Raw genomic sequence first — 24323 nt, 5'->3', positions numbered from 1 at the left:
CTACATTATAGCTGATATGCACACCTTAAAGGGAGCCTATTTCGCTTCATACCAGTTGCTACCAAAACTTACCTCTGCTTTAAGCGGCACAGATAACTGCAATGCTCCACCCATTATTTCCGGCAAAAGCGTCTTCATGAGCTCCATTTCATCCTCTGGCACCTCAAATACAAGCTCATCGTGAACCTGAAGCAGCATACGGCTCTTTAGCCCACGCTCGAAAAGCGCCTTGTCCATATGCACCATCGCCAGCTTAATAATATCAGCGGCAGTTCCTTGTATAGGTGTATTCATTGCTGTACGTTCCGCAAAAGAACGTAGATTAAAGTTCTTCGCATTAATCTCAGGCAAGTAACGACGGCGTTCCAGTAGTGTGGTTACATAACCATTTTTCCGCGCTTCCACTACGATATCGTCCATATATCGACGTACGCCTTGGTACACCTCGAAATACTGCTCAATAAATTGAGCGGCTTCTTTACGAGGAATATTCAAGTTCTGCGACAGTCCATAATCACTGATTCCGTACACGATACCAAAGTTAACGGCTTTAGCAGCACGACGCATATTGCTATCAACCTGATCGGCGGTAACTCCAAATACATCCATCGCTGTCTTCGTGTGAATATCCATATCATGGAGAAAAGCTTCCTTCATCCGCTCATCACCGGAGATGTGCGCCAGCACCCGTAGTTCGATCTGCGAATAGTCCGCCGCCAGAATGGACCAGCCCGGTTCCGATGGAACAAACACTTTACGGATTTTACGTCCTTCTTCTAAGCGGATTGGAATGTTCTGTAGGTTCGGAAATTGGCTGCTAAGCCGTCCTGTAGCGGCAATCGTCTGCCGATAGAAGGTATGCACCTTCCCTGTTTTCGGGGAAATTTCCTTGAGCAGCCCCTCTACATAGGTGGATTGTAACTTGGCAATCGTGCGATATTGTAGAATTAAACGTACCACATCGTGATACGGTGCTAACTTTTCCAGCACCTCTGCGTCTGTTGAATATCCGGTCTTCGTCTTCTTGACGACAGGAAGACCTAGTTTTACAAATAAGATCTCACCCAGCTGCTTTGGTGAATTCAAATTAAACTCTGTGCCACAATTTTCATAAATTTCGGTGACCAGCTTGGAAATCTGAGCTTCGAATTCTTTTCCTAACTCTTTAAGATCCCCTTCATTAACTGCAATCCCCTGTTTCTCCATATCCGCAAGAATACGTGATAATGGCATTTCCAGATCCTCGAACAGTCCGGTCATCGCCGTTTCGATCAATTCCTGCTGTTGTTTCTGGGCGATGCCAAGTACCGCAGCACTCTTACGTGCGACGTGATTCCCTAAGATTTCAAGCTCAGGAATCTTGTATTTAGCACCTTTTCCGAATACCTCTTCATCAGGTGACAATCTCGGCAAGCCGTATTTCGTAGCGAGATCGTTTAGGTTCTGATTAGCTTCTGTCGGATCCAGCAAATAAGCTGCCAATTGTACATCATGAGCTGCACCTGCAAAAGCAATTCCCTGCCAATGCAGTGCCAAATCAGCACGGTGAAGATCATATCCACTTTTCGGAGCCTTCTCATCTCCTAACCAGTCGCGCAGTTTCGCAGCAGCTGGTTTCTGCAGTAATTCAAACGGCACATAATAATGCCGCTCCAGAGAAGATAACCCTACCCCGATCACCTCGGCACGATGCGGATTATCCCCATTGGACTCCACATGCAGCGCCGAAATACTAGGCAGCACTTCACTCAGCGCCTCTAGTTCTTCTTCACTCACGATCGAAATATCAAGTGTAGCAGCCTCTACTTCCGCTGCACCCTCTTCTCCATCAGCAATTGGAGCATAGGCACTAAGAGACAGCCGTTCCAGAAGTGATTTGAATTCTAATTTAGCGAGTGCGGGTCCGGCTGTATCCGCAGAAATTCCGTTAAAGACCATATCTTCCCACGAATGCTCAAGTGGTACTTCACGATAAATTGTCGCCAATTTCCTACTCATCACGGCATCTTCCGCATGAGCCTCCAGCTTTTCTTTCATTTTACCTTTAAGCTCACCTGTTCCTGCTAATACACCTTCCACCGATCCGAATTGATGCAACAGCTTGAGTGCTGTTTTCTCACCAACACCCGGCACTCCCGGAATGTTATCACTGGCATCTCCCATCAGTCCTTTAAGGTCTATGATCTGCTCTGGTGTTAAGTCATATTTCTCACGAATTTGTTCTGGTCCATAAAGCTCAACCTCAGTAACTCCTTTACGGATCAACGCAACGGTCGTGTGTTCAGAAGCCAATTGAAGCATATCCTTGTCTCCCGACACGATCATAACCTGCCGTCCTGCTTCATCCGCCTGACGAGAGATGGTTCCAATAATATCATCGGCCTCATAATTGCCAATTTCAAACTGCGGTACACCTAGATTTCTGAGCAAATCTTTCAGTAGTGGAAACTGCTCGGAGAGCTCCGGAGGTGTCTTTTGCCGACCGCCTTTATAATCCTCATAACCTTCATGCCGAAAAGTGACTTTCCCTGCATCGAAGGCAACAATCATATGTGTCGGCTTGTGTTCTTCAATTAAACGAAGCAGCATCGTAGTAAATCCGTAAACCGCGTTCGTCTGTTGCCCTGCTGTATTCGTTAGCGGGGGCATCGCGAAGAAAGCACGGTAAATAATATTATTTCCATCTATAAGTATCAACTTGTCCATAGTGCACCTCGCCTTTATCATGCTTACTCCTTACATATTAACATATGGCCTGTCCAAGTAGAAACGGCTATACCAACTTAAACAATGGGATTAGCTGAAATGTTAGAAACATAACTTGCTTTTATGGGATAATACAACAAGTAGCCGCCCTTATAAAAGGACGGCTACTTCGTTTTACTAAGATAAAACAAAAATACTATTGATTCAAATCTGGACGACTACCGGTAACCAGGTAAACTACGCTTTCACCAATGTTAGTAGCATGATCGCCAATCCGTTCGATATAACGGCCTACCAGCGTCAATAACATAGCTTGGGATACTGTATCCGGCTTTGTTACCATAAAAGAATACAACTCATTGATCATCGCACCATACAATTGATCGACCTGATCATCATCCTGTGCCATTTTATAAGCCAGATCAGTGTTCTCATCCAGGTAAGACTGGATAGCCTCATCGATCATAATCGTCACGATTTCAGCCATACGAGGAATGTCTACAAGCGGCTTAATCAGCTGCTGGCCTTGAAGACGCATGGTCGCCTTAGCTACATCAAGCGCCAGATCACCCATGCGTTCCAAATCGCTTGATATTTTGAAGGCAACGATAATACGGCGCAAATCCTTAGCCACGGGCTGCTGAGTAATAATTAGGCGTGAGCCAATTTCCATGATTTTATCTTCCATGGCATTCAACTGCAGATCCGCTTCAACAACTTCCTGTGCGCGCGTTGTATCTAGATTTTGTAGTGCATTAATTGCACCTTCAAGAGCATCCTTAACATGCTCACCCATCTGCTGCAGCAGACTGCGCAGCTCTTCCAAGTCTTTATCAAATTCTTTTCTGCGAATCATAATAAGAGCGATCCTCCTCATTAACGTATGGTCAGCTTGCCATTTCCAGGGACGAGCACCCTTTTACTACTGATCAGCCGAAACGTCCGGAAATATAATCTTCAGTGCGGGAATCTTTAGGGTTCGAGAAAAGCACCTCTGTGTCCGCCGCCTCTACAATTACACCATTTAAGAAAAACACGGTTCGACCGGAAACACGTGCCGCTTGATGCATGTTATGAGTAACCATAACAATTGTATACTCACTTCTTAGTTCCTGAACAAGCTCTTCTATCTTGAGTGTGGATACAGGATCGAGCGCAGAGGTTGCCTCATCCATAAGCAGAATATCAGGCTGTACCGCTAACGCTCTAGCAATACAAAGCCGTTGCTGCTGTCCACCGGACAAGCTAAGGGCAGATTTCTTCAGAAAATCTTTCACTTCCTCCCATAGGGCGGAGTGGCGCAAGCTTTTTTCTACGATCTCATCCAGCTCGCTTTTTGAACGGATGCCGTGTAGTCGAGGACCGTAAGCTACGTTGTCGTAAATCGACTTAGGAAAAGGATTCGGCTGTTGAAACACCATACCGACCTGCTTACGCAGGCTTTCCACCTCTACCTCATCACTATAAATATTTTTGCCACCGATGTTTACAGTTCCTTCTATACGTGTGCCAGGAATCATATCATTCATACGATTCAATGTGCGAAGCAACGTGGATTTCCCGCAACCGGAAGGTCCAATAAAAGCGGTAACCTGTTTCTCCGGGATTTGCAGATTCACGTTCTTCAGTGCGTGAAACGACTCATAGTAGAGATCAAGATTCTCTATGTCAATGATGGATTTCATTAGTGTTTACGTCTCCTTCTCATCATCTTCGATCTCCATGATAAGCTTTTAGTGTAAATACAGTTGGAGAGAAATGTTAACGCAATGTAAAATCAGTGAACATGAATTGATCCACATCACAGTATTTCCCCGGAAGCCAACTAGTACTCCAAACGAATCTTATTTATGAAATGTATAGAAAAGAGAGAACTCCTGTCACCCTAAATGACCGGAGCTCTCTTTTTATTAACAACCAGTTTATAGCCCACGCCTCGAATCGAATCGATATGGACTGATTCCGGATCCAGCTCAAGCTTTTTACGGAGTGAACTGACATGTACATCAACCGTACGCTGTCCACCAATATAATCAAAGCCCCATACAGCATTCATGAGATCATCTCTCGTCAACACAACACCTGGCTTACGAGCCAAATATAATAGCACTTCGAACTCTTTAGGCCGCAAGTTAATACTATGACCACCGAGGGAGACTTCATATCTCTCAGGGTAAATCTCTAATTGACCTAAAATAATGGTAGAAGCAGAGATAGGTGTTTCTGTCGGTGCTTCCTCAGCAAGTCCAGAAATCCTCCGAAGTACAGCACTTACTCTAGCGAGCAGTTCGGAGACGCCGAATGGTTTGGTTATATAATCATCAGCACCTGATTTCAGCCCTCTAACTACATCTTCTTCCGCATTTTTGGCGGTCAACACAATAATAGGTGTGCGAATACCTTGTCCACGCAATTTATCAAGGATGTCAATGCCATTCATACCTGGCAACATTAGATCTAATACGATCAAGTCAAAAGGTTCCCTCGTCGCACGATCATATCCTGCCGTACCATGATCCTCTACTGTTACCTCGTAACCTTCCTGCGTTAAGTTATAGGACAGCAGCCGGGCCAGTGTCGGTTCGTCTTCAATGACAAGCAATCGTTGAGCCATAGGTTCCCCCGTCTTCCATATAGTTTGATTTTTACAAAACAACAACAAAACAATCATATCACCACAATGTTAACTTGGTGTAAAATCGATAAGGTGAATTTACAAAAATCTAATCCACCTTTTCTTCCTGCAACAGCGGCAACTCAATAATAAATGAGCTTCCGATCCCCAGATCACTTTTAACCGAAATCACACCATGGTGCAGATCTACCAAGTGCTTCACAATAGACAGTCCCAGTCCAGTTCCACCGGAGCTTCTGGATCTTGCCTTATCTACCCGATAAAAACGTTCAAAAATACGCGGTAGATCCTTTTTGGGAATCCCCATACCTGTATCGGTAACGGTAAATTGAACATTTTCAGAGCCATCTGACTTCAGTAGATTCTTAACATAGACCTTTACGCTACCCCCTTCATGCGTGTAATTAATCGCATTGGAGAGTAAATTCATAAAGATTTGACGCAGTTTATCCTCGTCGGCTTCAATGAACAGTTCCTCAGGAACCTCTACGTTAAGACTAATATTTTTCTTCTCAGCCACTTTGCTGATGGTTCCCAGCACGGAATTAAAGAATTCAATGATATGAACGGGCGAACAATCAAGCTGTACACGTTTAGATTCGATTTTAGATAATTCCAAAATATCTCCAATTAATCGATTTAAGCGTTCGTTCTCATCATAAATAATTTGCAAGAAGGAACGGGCTGTCTTCTCATCCTTAACCCCACCACCCAGCAAGGTCTCGGCAAATCCTTTAACAGCCGCAACCGGCGTCTTCAATTCATGGGATACGTTAGCGACAAATTCACTTCGCATCCGCTCCAGGCGACGAATTTCTGTTACTTCCTGCAGCAGGAAGAGCATGCCTCTATACGTCCCATCCTGGATCATAGGTACCGCGTCCATGCGTATAATCCGTTCTCTCGGATTGTAAATACTTCGTTCTTCATGGAGCGTTTCTTTACTCGATACCCCTTCTTCAAGCAGACGAGTTAGCTCATAATGACGCTTTAGCTCTTTGTACGAATGACCCGCCATTTCACTGTTGCTAACATCTAGCATCCGCTCCGAAGCTCGGTTCAGCAGTGCAATTTCTTCGTCCGCATTGATCATTATTATGCCGCCAGTCATATTGTCCAGCACGCTTTGCAGCAGATCCTCATTATCACGAATGGTTTTGAGCTGAGCCTGAAGACTGTCAGCCATGGCATTAATCGCTGTTGCCAGCTGCCCAACTTCATCTTTGCGCTTCAAGTGGACTCTTGCATCATAATCAAGATCCGTTATACGCCGTGCGACTCTCGTAATTTGTTCAAGCGGTGAAGTCATGCTCGATGCCACTTTGTAGCTGACAATAGTTGCTGACAGGAACAAAATAACTAGACCCCCAGCCATAATCATCCAAGCACGGTTAAGCCCTTTCGTTACTGCATCCAGTCCCATAGAGACCCGAATGTAGCCGTCAAACCCCTGATCCGAGGTTACCTTCCCAGCCACATATAGCATCTCGTGATCCAAAGTTTTGCTGTAACGAATGGCTCGTCCAATCCCTTCTTTAGCAGCAACAATCTCTTCTTCACGATTGGAGTGATTGTCCATCTCCAAAGGATTTTTCTCGGAGTCCCCTAAAACTTCACCTGACTTACTAATAAAAGTAATCCGGGATTCCAGAAGCTTGGCGATATGCTCTGCCTGCTCCGTGTAATACGGAATCGCATTGGAGGCATCCATATCTACAAATTGCAACGTGCCTGCAAGCAGATTTATTTCCCGGGACATGTTCTCTTCTAGAGCAGCTATATGGGAGCTCTTAAACAGATGAGCCATCGTAAATCCAGTGCCAATCATGGAAATACCGATTAAGGCCATAAGTATAAACGTAAGACGAGCGCGAAACGGTTTCATCTGAAGTGTGCCTCTCCCTTTATCATTGTATCTTTTATCCTAACTTCATTTCCCCCAAAAAACCAGTGCTACTATTTTCGTGAAATAAATCCCTACTATTAATAGATTATATAAAAATAACAGCCCAAGTTGATCATCTCTGGACTGTTACTTTGTATTACTTTTGTAAAATATCGTGATTTCATTCTATGCAGGTTGCAAGAAACCACTGATTGCCATGAATATCTCTAATGCCCGCTCCTCTTTCTCCATAAGACTTATCCAATGGTTCTTCAATGATCGATGCCCCGGCATCCAAGCACTTACGGTAGGTCTCATCCACATTTCTTACATATAGATGAATAGCGAGCTGTACTGGTGAATATTTCTCATTTGCTTCTGAAGCCTCGATGATCGAATCCCCTATTCTAAGCTCGGCATGCCTGATCTTTCCCTCATCATTTCGCAGCATATCATTAATTCTTGCATCAAAGCAGTTCACAACAAAATCTATGAATCGGTCTGCATCATCGACAATGAAATACGGAGTAACGTTAAGAAGACCATTTCTAATATAATGTGGTACCATTCGTCGACCTCCTTTAGACAGGCATAAACGCCTTCGACGTCCCTATAAGAACGGTAAGTGTTTAAGCGAGAAATATAAGGAGAATTTATAGCATGGAACTTATAAATTCTTCTACTTTGATAAAACCCGGAGAAAAAGCCAACTCAGAGGAAATCCCCTCTTAATGACTTATTCACCAGGCTGTAATCCGACTTATTTAAACACTGGCTCCTTGAACTGGGTCAGTTTTGCTGCGGAATCTTTCTCCACATCTGCGTGCAGACTGTTGCCATGGGCATCCATAGTTACAATAGCAGCGAAACCATCCACATCCAGATGCCACATCGCCTCAGGAATGCCAAATTCCATGAAATCTACAGCATTTACCTTCTTGATACATTCTGCATAATACTGCGCAGCTCCACCGATCGCATTGAGATATACACCCCCATGCTCATGCAAGGCTTTTAATGTTTTCGGACCCATTCCACCTTTTCCGATGACAGCACGTATACCGAACTTTTTAATAATATCGCCTTGATAAGGCTCTTCACGGATACTAGTAGTCGGACCCGCTGCTTTAACATGCCAGCCTTCCTCATCCTTCATCATTACAGGACCACAGTGATAGATCACTGCACCGTCCAAATCCACCGGAGCATCATGATCCATTAGATATTTATGCAGTGCGTCACGGCCCGTATGCATTTCACCGGATAAAATAACTACATCCCCAACGCGCAAACTCCGGATATCCTCTTCACTAATCGGCGTGGTCAGACGTACTTCGCGAGATTCAGTAGCTTCTAATTCCGATGCCTGTATCCTTCCATCATCTACAGAGATCCCTGTACCGCTCTCATATAGCCAGTCCTCAATATTGCCGGTTGACGGATCAACCAGCACGCCTTGGCGGCGGAACGCCCAACAGTTATAGGCAACAGATACGAAAAAGCTAGCTGGCAGACGATTCATAACGCCGACTTTACAACCAAGCAGCGATACCTCTCCACCAAAGCCCATCGTTCCTATGCCCAGCTTATTGGCATTCTCCATGATGTAGTCTTCCAGCTTGCTGAGATCCTCTATTGGATTAACATCCTCCACTTTACGGAACAATTGCTTCTTTGCCAGCTCGTAGCCAGTCGTGCGGTCGCCGCCGATACCCACACCAATAAAACCAGCGCTACATCCCTGCCCTTGTGCCTGATAAACGGCATGTAGAATACATTTCCGGATTCCGTCCAGGTCACGACCTGCTTTGCCCAATCCTTCTAATTCTGCTGGAAGGCTGTATTGAATATTCTTATTCTCGCAGCCTCCACCCTTTAGAATAAGTCTAACGTCTATTTTATCCTCTTCCCATTGTTCGAAATGAATAACTGGTGTACCTGCCCCCAAATTATCTCCACTGTTCTCACCTGTCAGTGAATCTACGGAATTAGGTCGAAGCTTGCCATTCTTGGTCGCACGTACAATGGCGTTATGAATATCTTTTTTCATCTCAATCTGATTGATTCCCACAGGTGTGTGAATAATAAATGTTGGCATACCCGTATCCTGACAGATCGGTGACACTTGCTGCTCAGCCATTCCGATATTTTGTGCAATCGTTGTTAAAGCAAGACCTGACCGGGTAGCTCTGTCCTCTAGCGCGCGTCCCTTTGCGACCGCCCGGCGTACATCACCCGGCAAATTCGTGGACGTTTCTACAATTAGATTATAAATGCTGTCTTCAAAATGCTGCATATTCATTCAAGCTCCTCTCAGCAGTTCCAGGTTATCTAAAGTCTGATACAATTAGTATAATAATATCATACCTGGCACCGCATGAAAGGGGTTACCTTAAAATTGAACTACCATTTTTCGGCCTATTTATATCGGCTTCAATATATTCAGCGCTGGAGCCTTATGCGCAGCACCGCTCCTGAGAACGTTGCTGAGCATTCTTTTCATGTTGCCCTGCTCACACATATGCTCTGTTCCATTGGTAATGTTCATTACGGACGTTCATTAAACGCCGAACGAGCTGCAACCATGGCCCTGTTTCATGATGCCAGTGAAGTGTTCACGGGCGACATTGCCACACCTGTGAAATACAATAACCCACGACTACTCGCAAGCTTCCGCGATATGGAAAGAGTTGCTGCTGAACGTTTGACCGGTATGATTCCCCCCGAGCTTCAGGCCATTTACAAGCAACTCATGCAACCTGAAGACGGTTCTCCTGATTCGGAGGACGTCCTGCTGCATAGCTATGTTAAGGCAGCTGATCGACTGGATGCTTACTTGAAATGTGTGTGGGAGGTTGCTGCAGGTAACCGTGAATTTGCAGCGGCGAAGGAGCAAACAGCAGCGAAGCTACGTGGGCTCGGCTTACAGGAAGTAGATTATTTTCTGATTCATATGGCTCCGAGTTTTGAAATGTCTCTCGATGAACTCTCGGCGGGAAACTAAATCCCAAGATCGATACAAAAAGCCCTAATTCGGCAATCCCGAATCAGAGCATTTTGTATAAGTATCTAGGTTTGGCTGAGCCTCTACCCGTTCACGACCTCGCCACCATTTACATGAATAATCTGACCGGTCACATAGCTCGAATCGTCAGAGGCTAGATACACAAAAGCTGGAGCCACTTCCTCCGGCTGTCCCGGTCGCTTCATGGGCTGCGTCCCACCGAACTCACTAACCTGCTTCGCATCAATAGTAGATGGAATAAGCGGTGTCCAGATTGGACCCGGAGCAACACCGTTTACCCGAATTCCTTGCTCCGCCAGATTCGTGGATAATGATCGAGTGAAGCTAAGGATCGCTCCTTTAGTTGTCGAATAGTCCAGCAATTGTGGACTACCACGATAAGCAGTAATCGATGTCGTATTGATGATAGCAGATCCTGCTTTTAGATGAGGCATAGCCGCTTTTGTCAAATAAAACATCGCAAAAATGTTCGTACGGAATGTACGCTCTAGCTGCTCAGACGTAATATCTTCGATCTTCGCTTGCGGATGTTGCTCCGCCGCGTTATTGATAAGGATATCCAGTTTACCTAGGCCCTCTACCGTCTGTTTAATAAGATCTTTACAGAAGGTTTCCACGCCAATATCTCCGGGAATTAGAATGCATTTGCGACCTTCCTGCTCCACCTGACGTTTCGTTTCCTCTGCATCAGAGTGTTCATTCAGGTATGAAATGACTACATCGGCGCCTTCTTTAGCAAAAAGAACAGCAACTGCCCGCCCGATGCCGCTGTCTCCTCCGGTAATAAGCGCCGCCTTACCCTGCAGCTTACCTGCTGCCTTATAATTAGCCGGCTCATATTTCGGCAACGGCTTCATTTTGCTTTCAATCCCAGGCTGTTGATGCTGCTCTTGCGGGGGTAAGGTTTTCGTAGTTTGCTTGTTGTTTGACATAATCCTTATCTCCTCTCGTTTAGCAATTGATAGTCAACTGATCATCTTAGGATGGCTTAAGTCTTAATGTTTATACGTTACTTACCCAATTTCTCAAACCACTTTACGATAACTTCTTACCACACTGCAGATAGAATCAAACAACTTGAAGTTTATTTGAACACAAAAAACCCGCTCTCCATTACGGAAGCGGGCTCATAGTGGTACAGATTAAATAATGTCGTTAAATACCATGAAGAATACCATGAGCAGCAATGACACTGACAGTAGCGCACTAAGCGTACGCAATTTGCCTGTTTCTGCTTTGACGTCACGGTTCTCACGAATTCCAGCAGCAGCAAGACGCAGAGGCTTGCTCATAATACCACCAAGCGCAAACATAGCTAGCAGCAGTACAACAATAATAATCATCCACGCTACAGAATATTCACCCTTGGTCATCATGTAACCACCAGTAAGTAGTTGAATTACCAAACCGTACTGTGCAAAGCGGTTAAATCCAGTAACCGCACTTAGCGTACCTTCTTTTGCTGCCGGCGACAATTTTTCAGCACGACCTAGGATGAAAGGCAGTACAAGGTAAAATCCAAGTGCCAGTGTCCCGATCATATGTAAGAAAAACAAAACGTCCCAATCCATATCATACCTCCTCCAATTTAACTATGATATTAGTCACATACAATTATACCCATAATAATAGAATAAGAAAAGCAATATAGGTGTCCATTCTTTGAAGTTGTTGATAAAAAAGAGAGAGCCCTTAAGCCATTTCACGGCCTTTGGGGCCCTCCCCTTACATCTGACACAATCTACACAGATAATATAGCTGTTACGCCACGTACGGACTCAGCGGACTTATCCAAAGCCGCTTTCTCCTCAGCCGTAAGCTCCAGTTCAAAAATCTTCTCAATCCCATTCGCACCAAGAAGAGCTGGAACGCCTAGAAACAGGTTGTCATAACCATATTCACCTTCAAGCAAGGCAATAACCGGAATGATCCGTTTCTTATCCTTCAAGATTGCTTCCGTCATCTGAACTAAAGAGGCTGCAGGAGCATAATACGCACTACCATTTCCTAAAAGGTCAACGATTTCCCCACCACCCACACGTGTACGCTTCACAATCTCCTCGATACGATCCGCAGGAATCAATGTATCGATTGGAATGCCTCCGACACTAGAATAACGTACGAGCGGTACCATATCATTGCCATGTCCGCCTATTACGAAACCACGTACATCTTCAACGGATACGTTAAGCTCTTGTGCAATAAAAGTGCAGTAACGGGCTGTATCCAGCACGCCGGATTGTCCAATTACGCGATTCTTCGGAAAGCCTAGCGCTTCAAATGCAGCATAAGTCATCGCATCTACCGGATTACTCAAAATGATTACGATGGATTCAGGCGCTACATGTCTTACGTTCTCGCATACCGACTTCACAATCCCTGCATTGATATTCACAAGATCGTCGCGGCTCATCCCAGGTTTACGGGCAATCCCTGCAGTGATAATTACAATATCTGAATCTACAGCATCTTCATAACTTGAGGTCCCTATAATATGACTGTCGAATCTCTGCACAGGACCTGCTTCTTGCATGTCAAGCGCCTTACCCTTGGTTGGGTTCTCCATCTGCGGAATATCGAGCAGTACAACATCGCCAAGTTCCTTCTGAGCTAGCATAAGAGCTGTAGTAGCACCGGTAAACCCGGCGCCTACCACTGTAATTTTATAACGCTTGATTGCCACAGATTCGCCTCCTAGTAATGATAAAGGTAGGGCTAATATTATCTGGAAAATATAACCTATAGGTGGTTAATAATCTCGTCTGCAAATGCGGAGCATTTCAGCTCGGTTGCGCCTTCCATCAGACGGGCAAAGTCATAAGTCACGGTCTTATTGTTAATAGCGGTTTCCATGCCTTTATAAATCAGGTCCGCTGCTTCCTGCCAGCCCAAATGCTCCAAGAGCATTACGCCGGACAGAATTACAGAACCAGGATTTACAACGTCTTTGTCTGCATATTTAGGAGCTGTACCATGGGTAGCTTCAAAGATGGCGTGGCCAGTAATGTAGTTAATATTCGCTCCTGGAGCGATGCCGATGCCGCCGATTTGTGCAGCCAGAGCGTCGGACAGGTAATCCCCGTTCAGGTTCAACGTAGCAATCACATCGAAATCAGTTGGACGAGTCAGCACTTGTTGCAGAGCGATGTCCGCAATAGCATCCTTGATAATGATTTTGCCAGCAGCTTCAGCATCCTTCTGAGCAGCATTGGCAGCAGCCTCACCATCACGTTCCTTAATCACATCATATTGATTCCAAGTGAAGACCTTATCTCCGAACTCTTGCTCAGCTACTTCATAACCCCAATTTTTGAAGGCACCTTCAGTGAACTTCATGATGTTTCCTTTGTGGACAAGCGTTACGCTCTTACGTCCGTGCTTGATCGCATATTCAATTGCAGCGCGCACCAAACGTTTCGAACCTTCGGAGGATACCGGTTTGATACCAATACCAGAAGTTTCAGGGAAACGGATTTTGTTAACTCCCATCTCATTTTGCAGGAATTCGATTACTTTCTTCACTTCAGCAGAACCTTCTTGATATTCAATCCCTGCATAAATATCCTCCGTATTCTCACGGAAAATAACCATATCCACCAGCTCAGGACGTTTAACAGGAGAAGGAACACCTTCGAAATAACGAACTGGACGCAGACATACGTACAAATCCAATTCTTGACGCAATGCTACATTCAATGAACGAATACCGCCTCCGATTGGAGTTGTAAGTGGGCCCTTGATCGCCACAAAGTATTCGCGGATTGCTTCCAAAGTATCATTTGGCAGCCATTCACCATATGTATTGAAGGCTTTTTCGCCAGCAAATACTTCGTACCAAGCGATTTGCTTAGTGCCGCCATAGGCTTTAGATACCGCTGCATCAAGTACGCGCTTGGAAGCTTTCCAAATATCGCGGCCTGTGCCGTCGCCCTCGATAAAAGGAATGATTGGATTATTCGGAACTTGTAGCTTTCCTTCTTTAATCGTGATTTGTTCGCCTTCTGTAGGTAGATCGAATTTTTCTAGTTTCAACATTTGAGTGTATTCCTCCTAAAGTTTTGTGAGATTAAATAGTATTGACAAGCATCGAACAAAACTCTCATCATAATTAAAATCAAAAATTTAAAACACTATTGCTAGGGTTCATTCTACTAAACTTTAGGAGCAGCCTGCAAGGCTGCTCTTCTATCTTTCATCTACTGGAACGTATTTCTGTTCAACCATACCGGTGTATTCTGCACGTGGACGAATAATGCGGTTATCTGTATATTGCTCCAGAATATGCGCAGTCCAACCTGAAGTCCGGCTAATTGCAAAAATAGGAGTGAACAGCTCACGCTCTATACCCAACTGTGTATAAACAGAAGCCGAATAGAAATCAACATTCGGTCTTAATCCCTTTTGCCCCGTAATCAATTGTTCAATATTTACGGACATGTCGTAAAGGGTAGTATCATTTTTCATAGTGCCAAGCTCCAGCGACATCTTCATCAAATGCTTTGCACGTGGATCACCATTCTTGTATACTCGATGACCGAAGCCCATGATTTTCTCACGTTTATCCAGCTTCTTACGGATAAACGGTTCAACCGCTTCCAAGCTTCCAATCTCTTCTAGCATCTTCATAACGGCTTCATTCGCCCCACCGTGAAGCGGGCCTTTGAGCGCGCCAATAGCGGAGGTAACCCCAGAATAAATATCGGATAATGTCGCAACCGTAACCCGGCCAGCAAAAGTTGAAGCATTCAGCTCATGGTCCGCATGAAGAACAAGTGCGGTATCAAGCGCTTTGACAGATACGCTGTCCGGCTCTTTTCCCCACAGCATATACAGGAAGTTCTCAGCAATGGAAGCGCCTTCTTTAGGAGCCACAGGTTCCAGCCCTTTGCGAATACGTGACAGTGCTGCCACAATTGTTGGGAGTTGAGCCTGCAGTTTTACTGCTTTAATCTCGTTCGCTTCTCTGCTCATATCGTCAGCCGCTTCATCATAGAGAGCAAGGCTTGATACAGCCGACCGTAACGCTGCCATGGTGTTGGCGTCTTTAGGATAGAGCTTCATTTGCTCGATTACCTGCTCAGGAATCTGTGCAAAAGCACTGAGATCCCGCTTGAGCGCTTCCAGCTCTGGCGACGTCGGCAGACAGCCGAACCACAACAAATAAGCTGTTTCTTCGAAGGTAGCATGTTCTGCCAGTTCATCAATATCATAACCACGGTAAGTGAGTACACCATCCACAATAGAGCTAATGGATGAAGTTGTTGCAACGATACCTTCCAAGCCTTTGGTAGCTGTCATAGCATATCTCTCCTTTGCCAACAAGGTATAAAAACGATCTTAGTTTCATGAAAACATTTCCAATTTAAAGCATTGAAAAATCTAATAAGTGCGTTTAGGGACATCTCCGTCAGGAATGCTGTATGACCAACATGCTTCGTATCTTTATTCATCATACTGGATTTTGTCGGTTATGTGAACAATGCGGAAGCTTTGCAGCGCATCAAATGATTTTATCAGAGAGATAGAAAAAAACTTCTAAACCCCTGATTCACTATTGTTATTTCAGTTTAGAGATTCCAGCCCATTCTGATATTTATCCCAGATCCTAGTCTTTAAATAGGTTCTATGAATATATATGAAGACGAGCTTTTATTCCCCTGTACATGCAGGAATGAAGAAGGTGTGGTCTCGGTATGGATCGTTTGGTATTAAAAAGACTGCTGCGCGGCCTGTGGGTCGTTCTGGCTACGTCCATCCTCCTGCTGGCAATCTATCTATTGCTTCCACTGTTATACCCCCTGCTGCTTGCTTGGCTGCTCGCATATATCATGCATCCACTAATACTTATTCTTAAAGGCTTCAAATTACCAGGCTGGCTGGCAGTGTCGCTCTCTCTGCTATTTTACTTAGGAGGAACCACACTAGTCCTGACCGCGATGATTACAAGACTCGTGAAAGAATTGATCGTCCTGCTGCAGACCTTTAATCTCCACACCGACCAATGGAGGGATCTCCTGCTGTCCTGGAGCCAGAATGTAAGCATTCAGAATATCATCAACCAGATTAATCAATTCTACCGAGACAATCCTGACTACCACGCCACGATTGACAGCAATATCAGCAGAACAACGGAAACTGCAGGTTACGCAGTCACGCAAGTGGTCACAGGATTTTTTAATGTAATATTGAAACTGATCTCCGCCCTTCCTAGTATGGGTACGATTCTTATCGTGGTTGTCCTTGCTGCCTTTTTCATTAGTACAAGTTGGGAGCGTCATAATGATAAACTTACAGGCTGGCTGCCGACAGCATTCCTAAAACCTGTGTCAGATATCTGGAGGGATTTACGCAGAGCGCTCTTCGGTTATCTTCGCGCCCAGGTTATCCTGATCTCCATCACAGCGATCATTGTCGTGATCGGGCTGCTGCTGCTAGGTGTGAAGTCCGCGTTCGCTATCGGCTTAATGATTGGCTTCGTAGATCTGCTGCCTTATCTCGGTGTAGGAATTGTGATGCTGCCTTGGGCGCTTTACTCTTATATGACGGACAATCTGGCACTAGGTATCGGACTATCCATACTCTATGCAGTTATTCTTATTACCCGGCAGGTACTTGAACCGAAAGTGCTCGCCAGTAGCATTGGACTCGATCCCCTTGCCATGTTGATTGGCATGTTCGCTGGTCTGCAGTTATTCGGTATGCTAGGGCTAATCATCGGACCCGTTGTCCTAGTTGTCCTTGTTGCATTTAACCGAGCCGGCGTATTCCGAGCTTTACACAGCTACATTGTTAGCGGCAGATTAAGATAGGAACACCGATGAGCATCGATTCCTCACATAGCAAACAGAGCGGGCCCCCCATCAATGACAGGGGTCCGCTCTGTTATTGTTTTGAACATGATTCTAACGACGGTAAAAGGTGAAGGTGCCGTTCTTCATCTTCTTCTCAATCCATTTCAGCAAAAATATACGGTACAAAGGCCGAGTCAATGGAAAAACTAGCGTGAACCCGACAATATCGGTTACGAAACCCGGCAATATCAGTAGTAATCCTCCGAAAAAAATACATAAACCATCCAGCATCGTCCGACCAGGAACGCGGCCCTCCTGCATATGTGTTCTGCTGTCCTGCAGCACCTTCTTACCTTCAAATCGCATCATCAGTAGACCGATTACCGAAGTGGTCAGCATAAGCAGCAACGTTTTGAATGCTCCAAGTTGATCTGCTACGTAGATAAAACCGAATAATTCCACAGCAGGAATAATAAATAGTCCAGCCCATAACCATTTGCTTCTAATCATACTGAACTCCCTTCTTCCCGCAGCGCCTCTTTTATTGCGTGAAAGAGCTCCGGAAGGGCTCTATCCAGCCTAGCAGGCCTCCATTCCCGGTTCACCCAAACATGACTTGTCAAGCCGGTAACCAGTAGCTCCCCAGGTGGATCCATCGACCGTAACTCCCCTAGAGTAGCCACTAAATCTTCTGAATTTCTACCTTCTTCTTCCGAAAGTCTCCGCACCTGATACTCAAATCCGACTCTTAACGCTGAAAAGGTAGTCATTCGCGCATACACGGAGATAAGATCATCATATCGCGCCGGACTTTTAAATTGCAAATCTGCTGAGGTGACAGGAAGCAAGACACCTCGTTTCTCAAGTTCACGATAAGTAAAGCCGATCTGACGAAACATCTCCGTACGACCAGACTCAAACCAGTTCAAATAATTCGCATGATACACGACACCCATCTGATCACTTTCCTGATATCGAACACGCAGGGTCGATTTATACCATCGGCTGGGCAAGCCAGTTCGCTCTAATTTCATCTAAAAATACTCCTTTCAGCATAAGCAGAAGGGGAGAGTTTAAACCCGAGCCCTTCTTAAGGTAGCGTTGTTGTCGATAGTTTGCGCCGGGAGCTCCTAGCGACATATAACAGGAGCATCGCTCCTGCTATTGAGCTCAACATACAAGACAGGTTCATTACTTCTACTCCGCCTTGATTGAGTAAGAATCCATTCAGTAAATTACCGACAATGCCAGCAAAACCTGCAAACACCATATTAAATACACTTTGGCCTGTGGCCTGCATCTCGTTAGAAGTGATCTGAGATACATATTCGACCGCAGCAATATAAAAGAACCCAAAAGAAAGACCATGCAGCACCTGCACTCCGATCATTACCGATGGATATGGAAAAGCAACCTGAATACCCCACCGCAAAACATAAATAAGTGCCCCAAGGAGCAAGGTCCGCTCACGGCCTATCCTCTTGATCACCTTCGAAGCAAACAGCATGGAAGGCACATTCGTCACCGATGCGAGAAAGAGCGCAATCCCTGCATAGCGAGTAGAGCCTCCAACCGATTGAAAAGCGATTACAAAATATGTACCAAAAGCAGCCATCGTCTGGTTCACAAGAAAGCTTCCACCTAAAAACGCAAGGAAGACCCGATTCCCCAGTAGTTGTCTTACCCCCTGAGTAAACGATTGCCTCATCATATGGTTCTCTTCCGCCTGCTTCGGCAATGTAAACGCAATAAGGACCGCAATCATATTAAAAAAGAGAAAAGGCAGCCATATCGTGGATACAGAGAAGGTTGATACATACAGCCCCCCTGCATAGGCCCCCACGGCCGCCCCAACGCTCATCATAAGCCTGATGCTACCATAAGTGGACCCAGCTCTATTCGCCGCCGAGATCGCGTAAGAATCGGCTATAGGAGCCTGTGTAGAGGAGAAGATCGTTGAGGCGGTATACACCAGAAGTAGTACAATAAAATATTCCGAACGGTAAAAAACTGCTAATAGGGCCGGTACCGCCACACTTAGGATTAGTACTAAACGCGTCTGATTATACCGATCAGAGATAATTCCCCATATCGGCTGAATGGTGATTGCAACTAGTGTGCCTGTTGCCATTAGTATACCTATCTGTCCGCTATTAAGTCCATTGTGGACAAGCAACAGCGAAAGATAGGAGCCAAACGAACCGCCAGCCAATCCTAAAAAGAGATAAAAGCCGCGCAGCTTCAATAATTTTTCCATATGTGCTACAAGTCCTCTCTAACTTCTTAATTAAGAAGAAATGACGTTTATATTTTTATATTTTAACAGAACACCCGTACTTCATATGTAATCATCGCATTTAATATAGCAGTACTATAAAGGCGGTGGACAAGTTGAGCAAAAAACATAATTCTCTCATGGTAAATCATCCCTGTCTAACAGACAAATCTAATGCGAGCAATAGACAGAGCTCTGCCTTCGGCTGGTCTTCTAAGAACTGGAGCGGCTACACTGTTACTGGTAGAAAAGGGGCCTTCAACCGCATTTCCGGCGAATGGATCGTCCCTTACGTAAAACCAACCCACAAACCCACCTATTCCTCCGCATGGATTGGCATCGACGGCTTCAAGAACAGCAGCCTTATCCAGACTGGAACAGGTCATGAATTCGTAAATAAGATTGCCCGTTATTACGCCTGGTGGGAAATATTACCCGATGTTGAGACCGTAATCCCCCTTCCAGTACACCCTGGTGACCATATGAAGGGTACGATCACGAAGATAAGCCACACAAAGTGGTCTATCACACTCCGGAATTTAAGCCGAAATTGGACCTTCCGAACACTCCAGCGATATAACGGTCCACAGACCTCCGGCGAATGGATTCTGGAGGCTCCTGAGGTCGATGGTTCCATCGCAAAGCTAGCACGCGTCTGTACTACCTACTTCACCTGCTGCCGAATCAATGGAAAACGACCTAAGCTAACTCTTTCAAGGGGAGGTATCATGGTCCAGAATAACATCACAGTCGCTGTTCCTTCCAGTCCAAGCCATCACGGGGACTCTTTTAGCATCAAACGAATATACTAACAGCATAAATGGATTCAGTACAATCTTCAATCGAATATGTAAATGAACACGAAAAAAGAGCTGTCTCATTTGTAGATTTTCACTACTTCTGAGACAGCTCTTTTATTTAAAATATAAGAAAGTATAAGTTTCACGCTATACATTATCCTTATATTTCTCGCATAAACGCTTACCGTCCTTTAGGGACGCCAACCGCGTTTTTGCTTGGCTAAGTAAAAACTACGAATCAGGCAAAGCCAGTCGAGAACTACTCGATTGTGCTTACTTTTACCAAGTTAGTGGAACCGGAACGTCCGAGTGGAATTCCTGCAGTAATAACAACTAGGTCGCCAGTTTGAACCAGACCAGAATCCTTACCACCTTTGATTGCTGTTTCCAGCAATTCATCTGTGGAAGTAGCTACTTTACCGAATACTGGAGTTACGCCCCAAACAAGGGACAATTGACGCATAGTTCTTTCTTGTGTCGTAACAGCAATGATTGGTGCTTTAGGACGGTATTTGGAAACAACGCGTGCAGTATGACCAGTAACAGTCGAAGAAAGGATAGCCTTAGCGTTCAGATCCAAAGCGGAAATCGCAACGGATTGGCTGATAGCTTCTGTAACTGTAGTTTCTTGTGCAGTTTGTTGTTTCATGAAGATTTCACGATGGTTCAGAGCGGATTCCGCTTTCTCAGCAATGCGGGACATTGTAAGTACGGATTCTACTGGGTATTTACCAGCAGCAGTCTCTCCGGAGAGCATGATCGCATCTGTTCCGTCGAAAATAGCGTTAGCTACGTCACTCGCTTCAGCGCGAGTAGGACGTGGGTTGCGCTGCATGGAATCCAGCATTTGTGTAGCTGTGATAACTGGTTTTCCAGCTACGTTACATTTTTGAATCATCAATTTTTGAGCCAAAGGTACATCTTCAGCAGGGATTTCAACACCAAGGTCACCACGAGCAACCATCAGGCCGTCAGAAGCTTCTAAAATTTCATCAAGGTTGTCAACACCTTGTTGGTTTTCGATTTTGGAAATAATTTGGATGTGAGAAGCGTTGTTTTTCGCAAGCAGCTCACGAATTTCCTTAACGTCGCTAGCTTTGCGAACGAAGGAAGCGGCGATAAAATCGATGTCCTGTTCGATACCAAAAAGAATATCGTTGGTGTCTTTTTCCGTAATACCCGGCAAGGAGATATTTACTCCTGGTACGTTAACGCCCTTCTTGCTCTTGATCGTACCACCGTTTACAATACGGGTCTTGATTTCTGTACCTTGAATGTCGACAACTGTCAAACCAATCAGACCGTCATCAATAAGGATGGTGGATCCTACTTGAACATCATTAGGAAGTTCACTGTACGTGATGGAAATACGTTCTTGGGTGCCAAGGATTTCTTCCGTAGTTAGTGTCAGGTACTCGTCCTGAACTAGTTCAATCGGTTCTACTTCCAACTTGCCTGTGCGAATCTCCGGTCCTTTTGTATCGAGCAGGATAGCAACAGTTTTGTTCAGTTCCTTAGATGCTTGACGGATCGTTTGGATCCGGGCACCATGCTCTTCAAAATCGCCGTGGGAGAAATTCAAACGGGCCACATTCATACCAGCCAAAATCAATTTTTTGATATTCTCCAACGATTCACTCGCAGGTCCGATCGTACATACAATTTTACTTTTCCGCATTAGGTTTTCCTCCGTTTTTTCGTTCTCTCTGTCTCACTTTTTCCAACTACAAAATCTACTACAAGGCTAACTAATTAAATAGGAACTTTGTCACATGTGCCTTTAACTACGCCCTTATGAATATTACTGCAACTTAGACACAAAATCAATGTTGTAGGCTCTTTTGGATGTAATTTAAGCTCGAATTATCTGAACGCACAAAAAAATTAAAATAATCCCGGCAGTGAGTCGAGATTATTTTAATTCCAATAAAATGTATAATTTACACTAAATTCAATATGGTCCACTAAGTATGGTTATATGTCTTAAAGTGCAAATGGTAAAGCACTTCTTACACTTCCGATTCCACTTCTTCTTCAAGGAAAATCTGCTCTTGCTGGACTTCTGCAAACTCACCAATTTTACGGAATTTACGATAACGATCTTCTTTCAATTCCGCTCTATTCAGAGGAATTAGCTCCTGCAAATGACGCCATAACGCATCCTTAATTGCAGCTGCCGTAGCTTCGTAATCACGATGAGCGCCACCTTTTGGCTCAGGAACGATCTCTTCAATGACTTCCATTTCAAGCAGATCAGATGCCGTTATCTTCATGGCTTCCGCCGCTTGATCAGCCTTCGAAGCATCCTTCCATAGAATCGAAGCAGCACCGTTAGGGGATATTACGGAATAGATGGCATGCTCCAGCATAAGCACTCTATTACCAACTGCCAGTGCTAGTGCTCCACCACTTCCGCCTTCTCCGATGACAACACAGATTACAGGAACACCAAACTGAGACATTTCACGCAGATTACGGGCAATCGCCTCAGACTGGCCTCTTTCCTCAGCTGTATTGCCTGGATATGCACCTTTCGTATCCACGAAGGTTATAATGGGACGTTTGAACTTGTCCGCTTGCTGCATCAGACGCAACGCTTTACGGAAGCCCTCAGGGTGTGCACTGCCGAAAAAGCGTAAAATATTCTCTTTTGTATCTTTACCGCGCTGTTGACCAATAACCGTAACCGGGACGCCATTCAGTTTGGCGATACCGCCTACAATAGCAAGATCATCCCCATACATTCGATCACCGTGTAGCTCAATAAAATCTGTGAAGATCTGGTTCATAAGATCAAGGGAAGTCGGACGTCCTTGATGTCTGGCTAGATGCATTTTTTGGGAAGGAGAGATATTAGAATATACTTCTTCCTCAAGCACACGGTACCGTTCTTCCAGCCTTGCTACCTCATCCGTAAAATCAATACCCTTCTCTTCGCCAAACTGCTTTAGCTCGGCAATTTTCTTGCGCATTTCAACCAGAGGCATTTCAAAAGGCAACTCTCCTGCCAACCTAAAATCCCCCTTTCACATCATGCATTTCCAAAATTTTGGTCAGTGTGGCACGCATTTCTTTACGGTGCACAACCATATCAATCAAGCCATGCTGCAGATTAAATTCAGCCGTCTGGAAATCATCCGGAAGCTTCTGGCGAATCGTCTGTTCAATGACTATACGTCCTGCGAAACCGAATACCGCCCCAGGCTCTGCAATAATAATATCACCAAGACTAGCAAAACTCGCAGATACTCCGCCGGTTGTCGGATCTGTAATTATAGAAATATAAAGACCGCCCACTTCATTGAAACGAGCAAGCGCTGCACTGGTCTTCGCCATTTGCATAAGACTTAGAATACTCTCCTGCATTCTCGCTCCGCCTGAAGTAGAGAAAATAAGGAGTGGAAGCTGCTTCTCCGTGGCTTCTTCAATCGCTCGGGTAATCTTCTCACCTACTACAGATCCCATACTGCCCGAGAAAAATTCAAAATTCATCACAGCTACGATAACTGGATGTCCGCCAATAGATCCCTGTCCCGTAATCACGGCATCAGTTTGTCCCGATTTAAGTTGCTGTTGCTCCAGTTTAGAGGCATAACCCGGGAATTTCAGTGGATCTATAGAATACATTTCACTGTCAAACTCAATAAAGCCCTCTGGGTCTAACGTCATAGCAATACGCTCTACAGCGTTCAAGCGCAAATGATGACCACAAGTAGGACATACCTTTAGATTCTTTTCCAATTCCTTACTATACTGGATCGTTCCGCATTTGTTACATTTACTCATTAATCCTTCAGGTATTTCCCGTTTGGGGCGTTCGCCTTCTGCAGGCCCGCCGCTCCGCTCCAGACGTTCTGAAGGAATAGTCGCGTACTTCCGTTTCTTCTGAAATAAATCTTTGAACACACCCGCACCTCTTCAGCCGTTTATTTGCGTTATGCAGCTTGCCGCTGTCATGACTTTTCTCTTGATAGAAATTCAGGGATGCAGAATAAGATTAAGGACTTCCTGTACTTCCTCCAGTTCACCCGAAGGAACCAATATCTCAAACTGCTGCTTGGACATATTGATTGGACGGCATTTTATCAAAAAACCTTCTTCAGTCAGCTTACTCTTAATCATATCCGCCACTTTGGCGGTCGGCGCGATATATATTACCGTCCACATGCCTTGCAAGGCCTCCCCAATCTTAATTCCCAGCCGTAT

Annotated in this window: 22 protein-coding genes; 3 read left to right on the top strand and 19 right to left on the bottom strand. The window is 45.0% G+C overall.

The window, feature by feature from the left end; genetic code table 11:
* Positions 1–36: 36 nt before the first annotated feature.
* The 7 genes from polA to MHH52_RS08855 form a co-directional block, all read right to left on the bottom strand.
* Complete coding sequence (polA, locus tag MHH52_RS08885) at positions 37–2706, bottom strand: DNA polymerase I (RefSeq protein WP_340007994.1); 2670 nt, start codon at positions 2704–2706, stop codon at positions 37–39.
* A 196-nt stretch (positions 2707–2902) separates the two neighbouring features.
* Entirely contained in the window at positions 2903–3562 is a 660-nt protein-coding gene (phoU, locus tag MHH52_RS08880; RefSeq protein WP_313640103.1) for a phosphate signaling complex protein PhoU, read from the bottom strand.
* Between the two features lie 73 nt (positions 3563–3635).
* Positions 3636–4391 carry a phosphate ABC transporter ATP-binding protein PstB gene (gene pstB / locus MHH52_RS08875; protein ID WP_042186541.1) on the bottom strand — a complete coding sequence of 252 codons (756 nt, stop codon included), beginning with the start codon at positions 4389–4391 and terminating at the stop codon, positions 3636–3638.
* 200 nt (positions 4392–4591) lie between these two features.
* Entirely contained in the window at positions 4592–5320 is a 729-nt protein-coding gene (locus tag MHH52_RS08870; protein WP_042125998.1) for a response regulator transcription factor, read from the bottom strand.
* 109 nt (positions 5321–5429) lie between these two features.
* A complete protein-coding gene (locus MHH52_RS08865) occupies positions 5430–7226 on the bottom strand; it encodes an ATP-binding protein (protein WP_340007992.1) in 1797 nt (598 codons plus the stop codon).
* Between the two features lie 181 nt (positions 7227–7407).
* Entirely contained in the window at positions 7408–7794 is a 387-nt protein-coding gene (locus MHH52_RS08860; RefSeq protein WP_340007991.1) for a VOC family protein, read from the bottom strand.
* A 192-nt stretch (positions 7795–7986) separates the two neighbouring features.
* Entirely contained in the window at positions 7987–9522 is a 1536-nt protein-coding gene (locus MHH52_RS08855; RefSeq protein ID WP_340009558.1) for a fumarate hydratase, read from the bottom strand.
* Positions 9523–9624: 102 nt separating this feature from the next.
* Between MHH52_RS08855 and yfbR the strand changes: the two genes are divergently transcribed.
* On the top strand, positions 9625–10230 hold the full coding sequence (yfbR, locus tag MHH52_RS08850; protein WP_340007990.1) for a 5'-deoxynucleotidase: 606 nt from the start codon (positions 9625–9627) through the stop codon (positions 10228–10230).
* A gap of 83 nt (positions 10231–10313) precedes the next feature.
* Here yfbR and MHH52_RS08845 read toward each other — a convergent pair whose 3' ends face one another.
* The 5 genes from MHH52_RS08845 to MHH52_RS08825 all read right to left on the bottom strand — a co-directional run bounded on the left by MHH52_RS08845 (position 10314) and on the right by MHH52_RS08825 (position 15549).
* Entirely contained in the window at positions 10314–11183 is an 870-nt protein-coding gene (locus MHH52_RS08845; RefSeq protein ID WP_313640108.1) for an SDR family oxidoreductase, read from the bottom strand.
* Positions 11184–11393: 210 nt separating this feature from the next.
* Positions 11394–11822, bottom strand: coding sequence for a hypothetical protein (locus MHH52_RS08840; protein WP_340007987.1), 429 nt, complete (start codon positions 11820–11822; stop codon positions 11394–11396).
* Between the two features lie 170 nt (positions 11823–11992).
* Positions 11993–12934: a malate dehydrogenase gene (gene mdh / locus MHH52_RS08835; RefSeq protein ID WP_340007985.1), complete on the bottom strand. Its 942-nt coding sequence runs from the start codon at positions 12932–12934 to the stop codon at positions 11993–11995.
* A gap of 56 nt (positions 12935–12990) precedes the next feature.
* Positions 12991–14286, bottom strand: a complete 1296-nt coding sequence (gene icd, locus MHH52_RS08830) for an NADP-dependent isocitrate dehydrogenase (protein WP_340007984.1) — start codon at positions 14284–14286, stop codon at positions 12991–12993.
* Between the two features lie 150 nt (positions 14287–14436).
* Entirely contained in the window at positions 14437–15549 is a 1113-nt protein-coding gene (locus tag MHH52_RS08825; protein WP_340007982.1) for a citrate/2-methylcitrate synthase, read from the bottom strand.
* A gap of 395 nt (positions 15550–15944) precedes the next feature.
* Between MHH52_RS08825 and ytvI the strand changes: the two genes are divergently transcribed.
* Positions 15945–17060: a sporulation integral membrane protein YtvI gene (ytvI, locus tag MHH52_RS08820; RefSeq protein ID WP_340007981.1), complete on the top strand. Its 1116-nt coding sequence runs from the start codon at positions 15945–15947 to the stop codon at positions 17058–17060.
* 93 nt (positions 17061–17153) lie between these two features.
* Here ytvI and MHH52_RS08815 read toward each other — a convergent pair whose 3' ends face one another.
* The 3 genes from MHH52_RS08815 to MHH52_RS08805 are packed head-to-tail and all read right to left on the bottom strand — an operon-like array spanning position 17154 to position 19299.
* Positions 17154–17552 carry an FxsA family protein gene (locus MHH52_RS08815; protein WP_042186523.1) on the bottom strand — a complete coding sequence of 133 codons (399 nt, stop codon included), beginning with the start codon at positions 17550–17552 and terminating at the stop codon, positions 17154–17156.
* Positions 17549–18076, bottom strand: a complete 528-nt coding sequence (locus MHH52_RS08810; RefSeq protein WP_340007979.1) for a thioesterase family protein — start codon at positions 18074–18076, stop codon at positions 17549–17551. Before MHH52_RS08810 ends, MHH52_RS08815 begins: the two co-directional genes overlap by 4 nt.
* A 56-nt stretch (positions 18077–18132) precedes the next feature.
* The gene (locus MHH52_RS08805; RefSeq protein ID WP_340007977.1) at positions 18133–19299 is read right to left on the bottom strand and encodes an MFS transporter; all 1167 of its coding nucleotides are present in this window, start codon (positions 19297–19299) and stop codon (positions 18133–18135) included.
* 134 nt (positions 19300–19433) lie between these two features.
* On the opposite strand from MHH52_RS08805, the gene MHH52_RS08800 reads away from it, so the two are divergent.
* Entirely contained in the window at positions 19434–20129 is a 696-nt protein-coding gene (locus tag MHH52_RS08800) for a G1 family glutamic endopeptidase (protein WP_340007975.1), read from the top strand.
* A 247-nt stretch (positions 20130–20376) separates the two neighbouring features.
* Here the strand turns inward: MHH52_RS08800 and pyk are convergent, their stop codons facing one another.
* The 4 genes from pyk to MHH52_RS08780 all read right to left on the bottom strand — a co-directional run bounded on the left by pyk (position 20377) and on the right by MHH52_RS08780 (position 24284).
* A complete protein-coding gene (pyk, locus tag MHH52_RS08795; protein ID WP_340007973.1) occupies positions 20377–21795 on the bottom strand; it encodes a pyruvate kinase in 1419 nt (472 codons plus the stop codon).
* A gap of 331 nt (positions 21796–22126) precedes the next feature.
* Positions 22127–23128 carry an acetyl-CoA carboxylase carboxyltransferase subunit alpha gene (locus MHH52_RS08790; RefSeq protein ID WP_313641474.1) on the bottom strand — a complete coding sequence of 334 codons (1002 nt, stop codon included), beginning with the start codon at positions 23126–23128 and terminating at the stop codon, positions 22127–22129.
* 1 nt (position 23129) lies between these two features.
* Complete coding sequence (accD, locus tag MHH52_RS08785; protein ID WP_340007971.1) at positions 23130–24023, bottom strand: acetyl-CoA carboxylase, carboxyltransferase subunit beta; 894 nt, start codon at positions 24021–24023, stop codon at positions 23130–23132.
* Positions 24024–24095: 72 nt separating this feature from the next.
* Positions 24096–24284 carry a glutamate decarboxylase gene (locus MHH52_RS08780; RefSeq protein WP_313641472.1) on the bottom strand — a complete coding sequence of 63 codons (189 nt, stop codon included), beginning with the start codon at positions 24282–24284 and terminating at the stop codon, positions 24096–24098.
* Positions 24285–24323: the final 39 nt, after the last annotated feature.

Source organism: Paenibacillus sp. FSL K6-0276 (genome assembly GCF_037977235.1).
GTDB lineage: Bacteria > Bacillota > Bacilli > Paenibacillales > Paenibacillaceae > Paenibacillus_AQ.
Note: the sequence above shows the minus strand (reverse complement) of the source record. Positions and strands in the feature narration are given on the sequence as shown.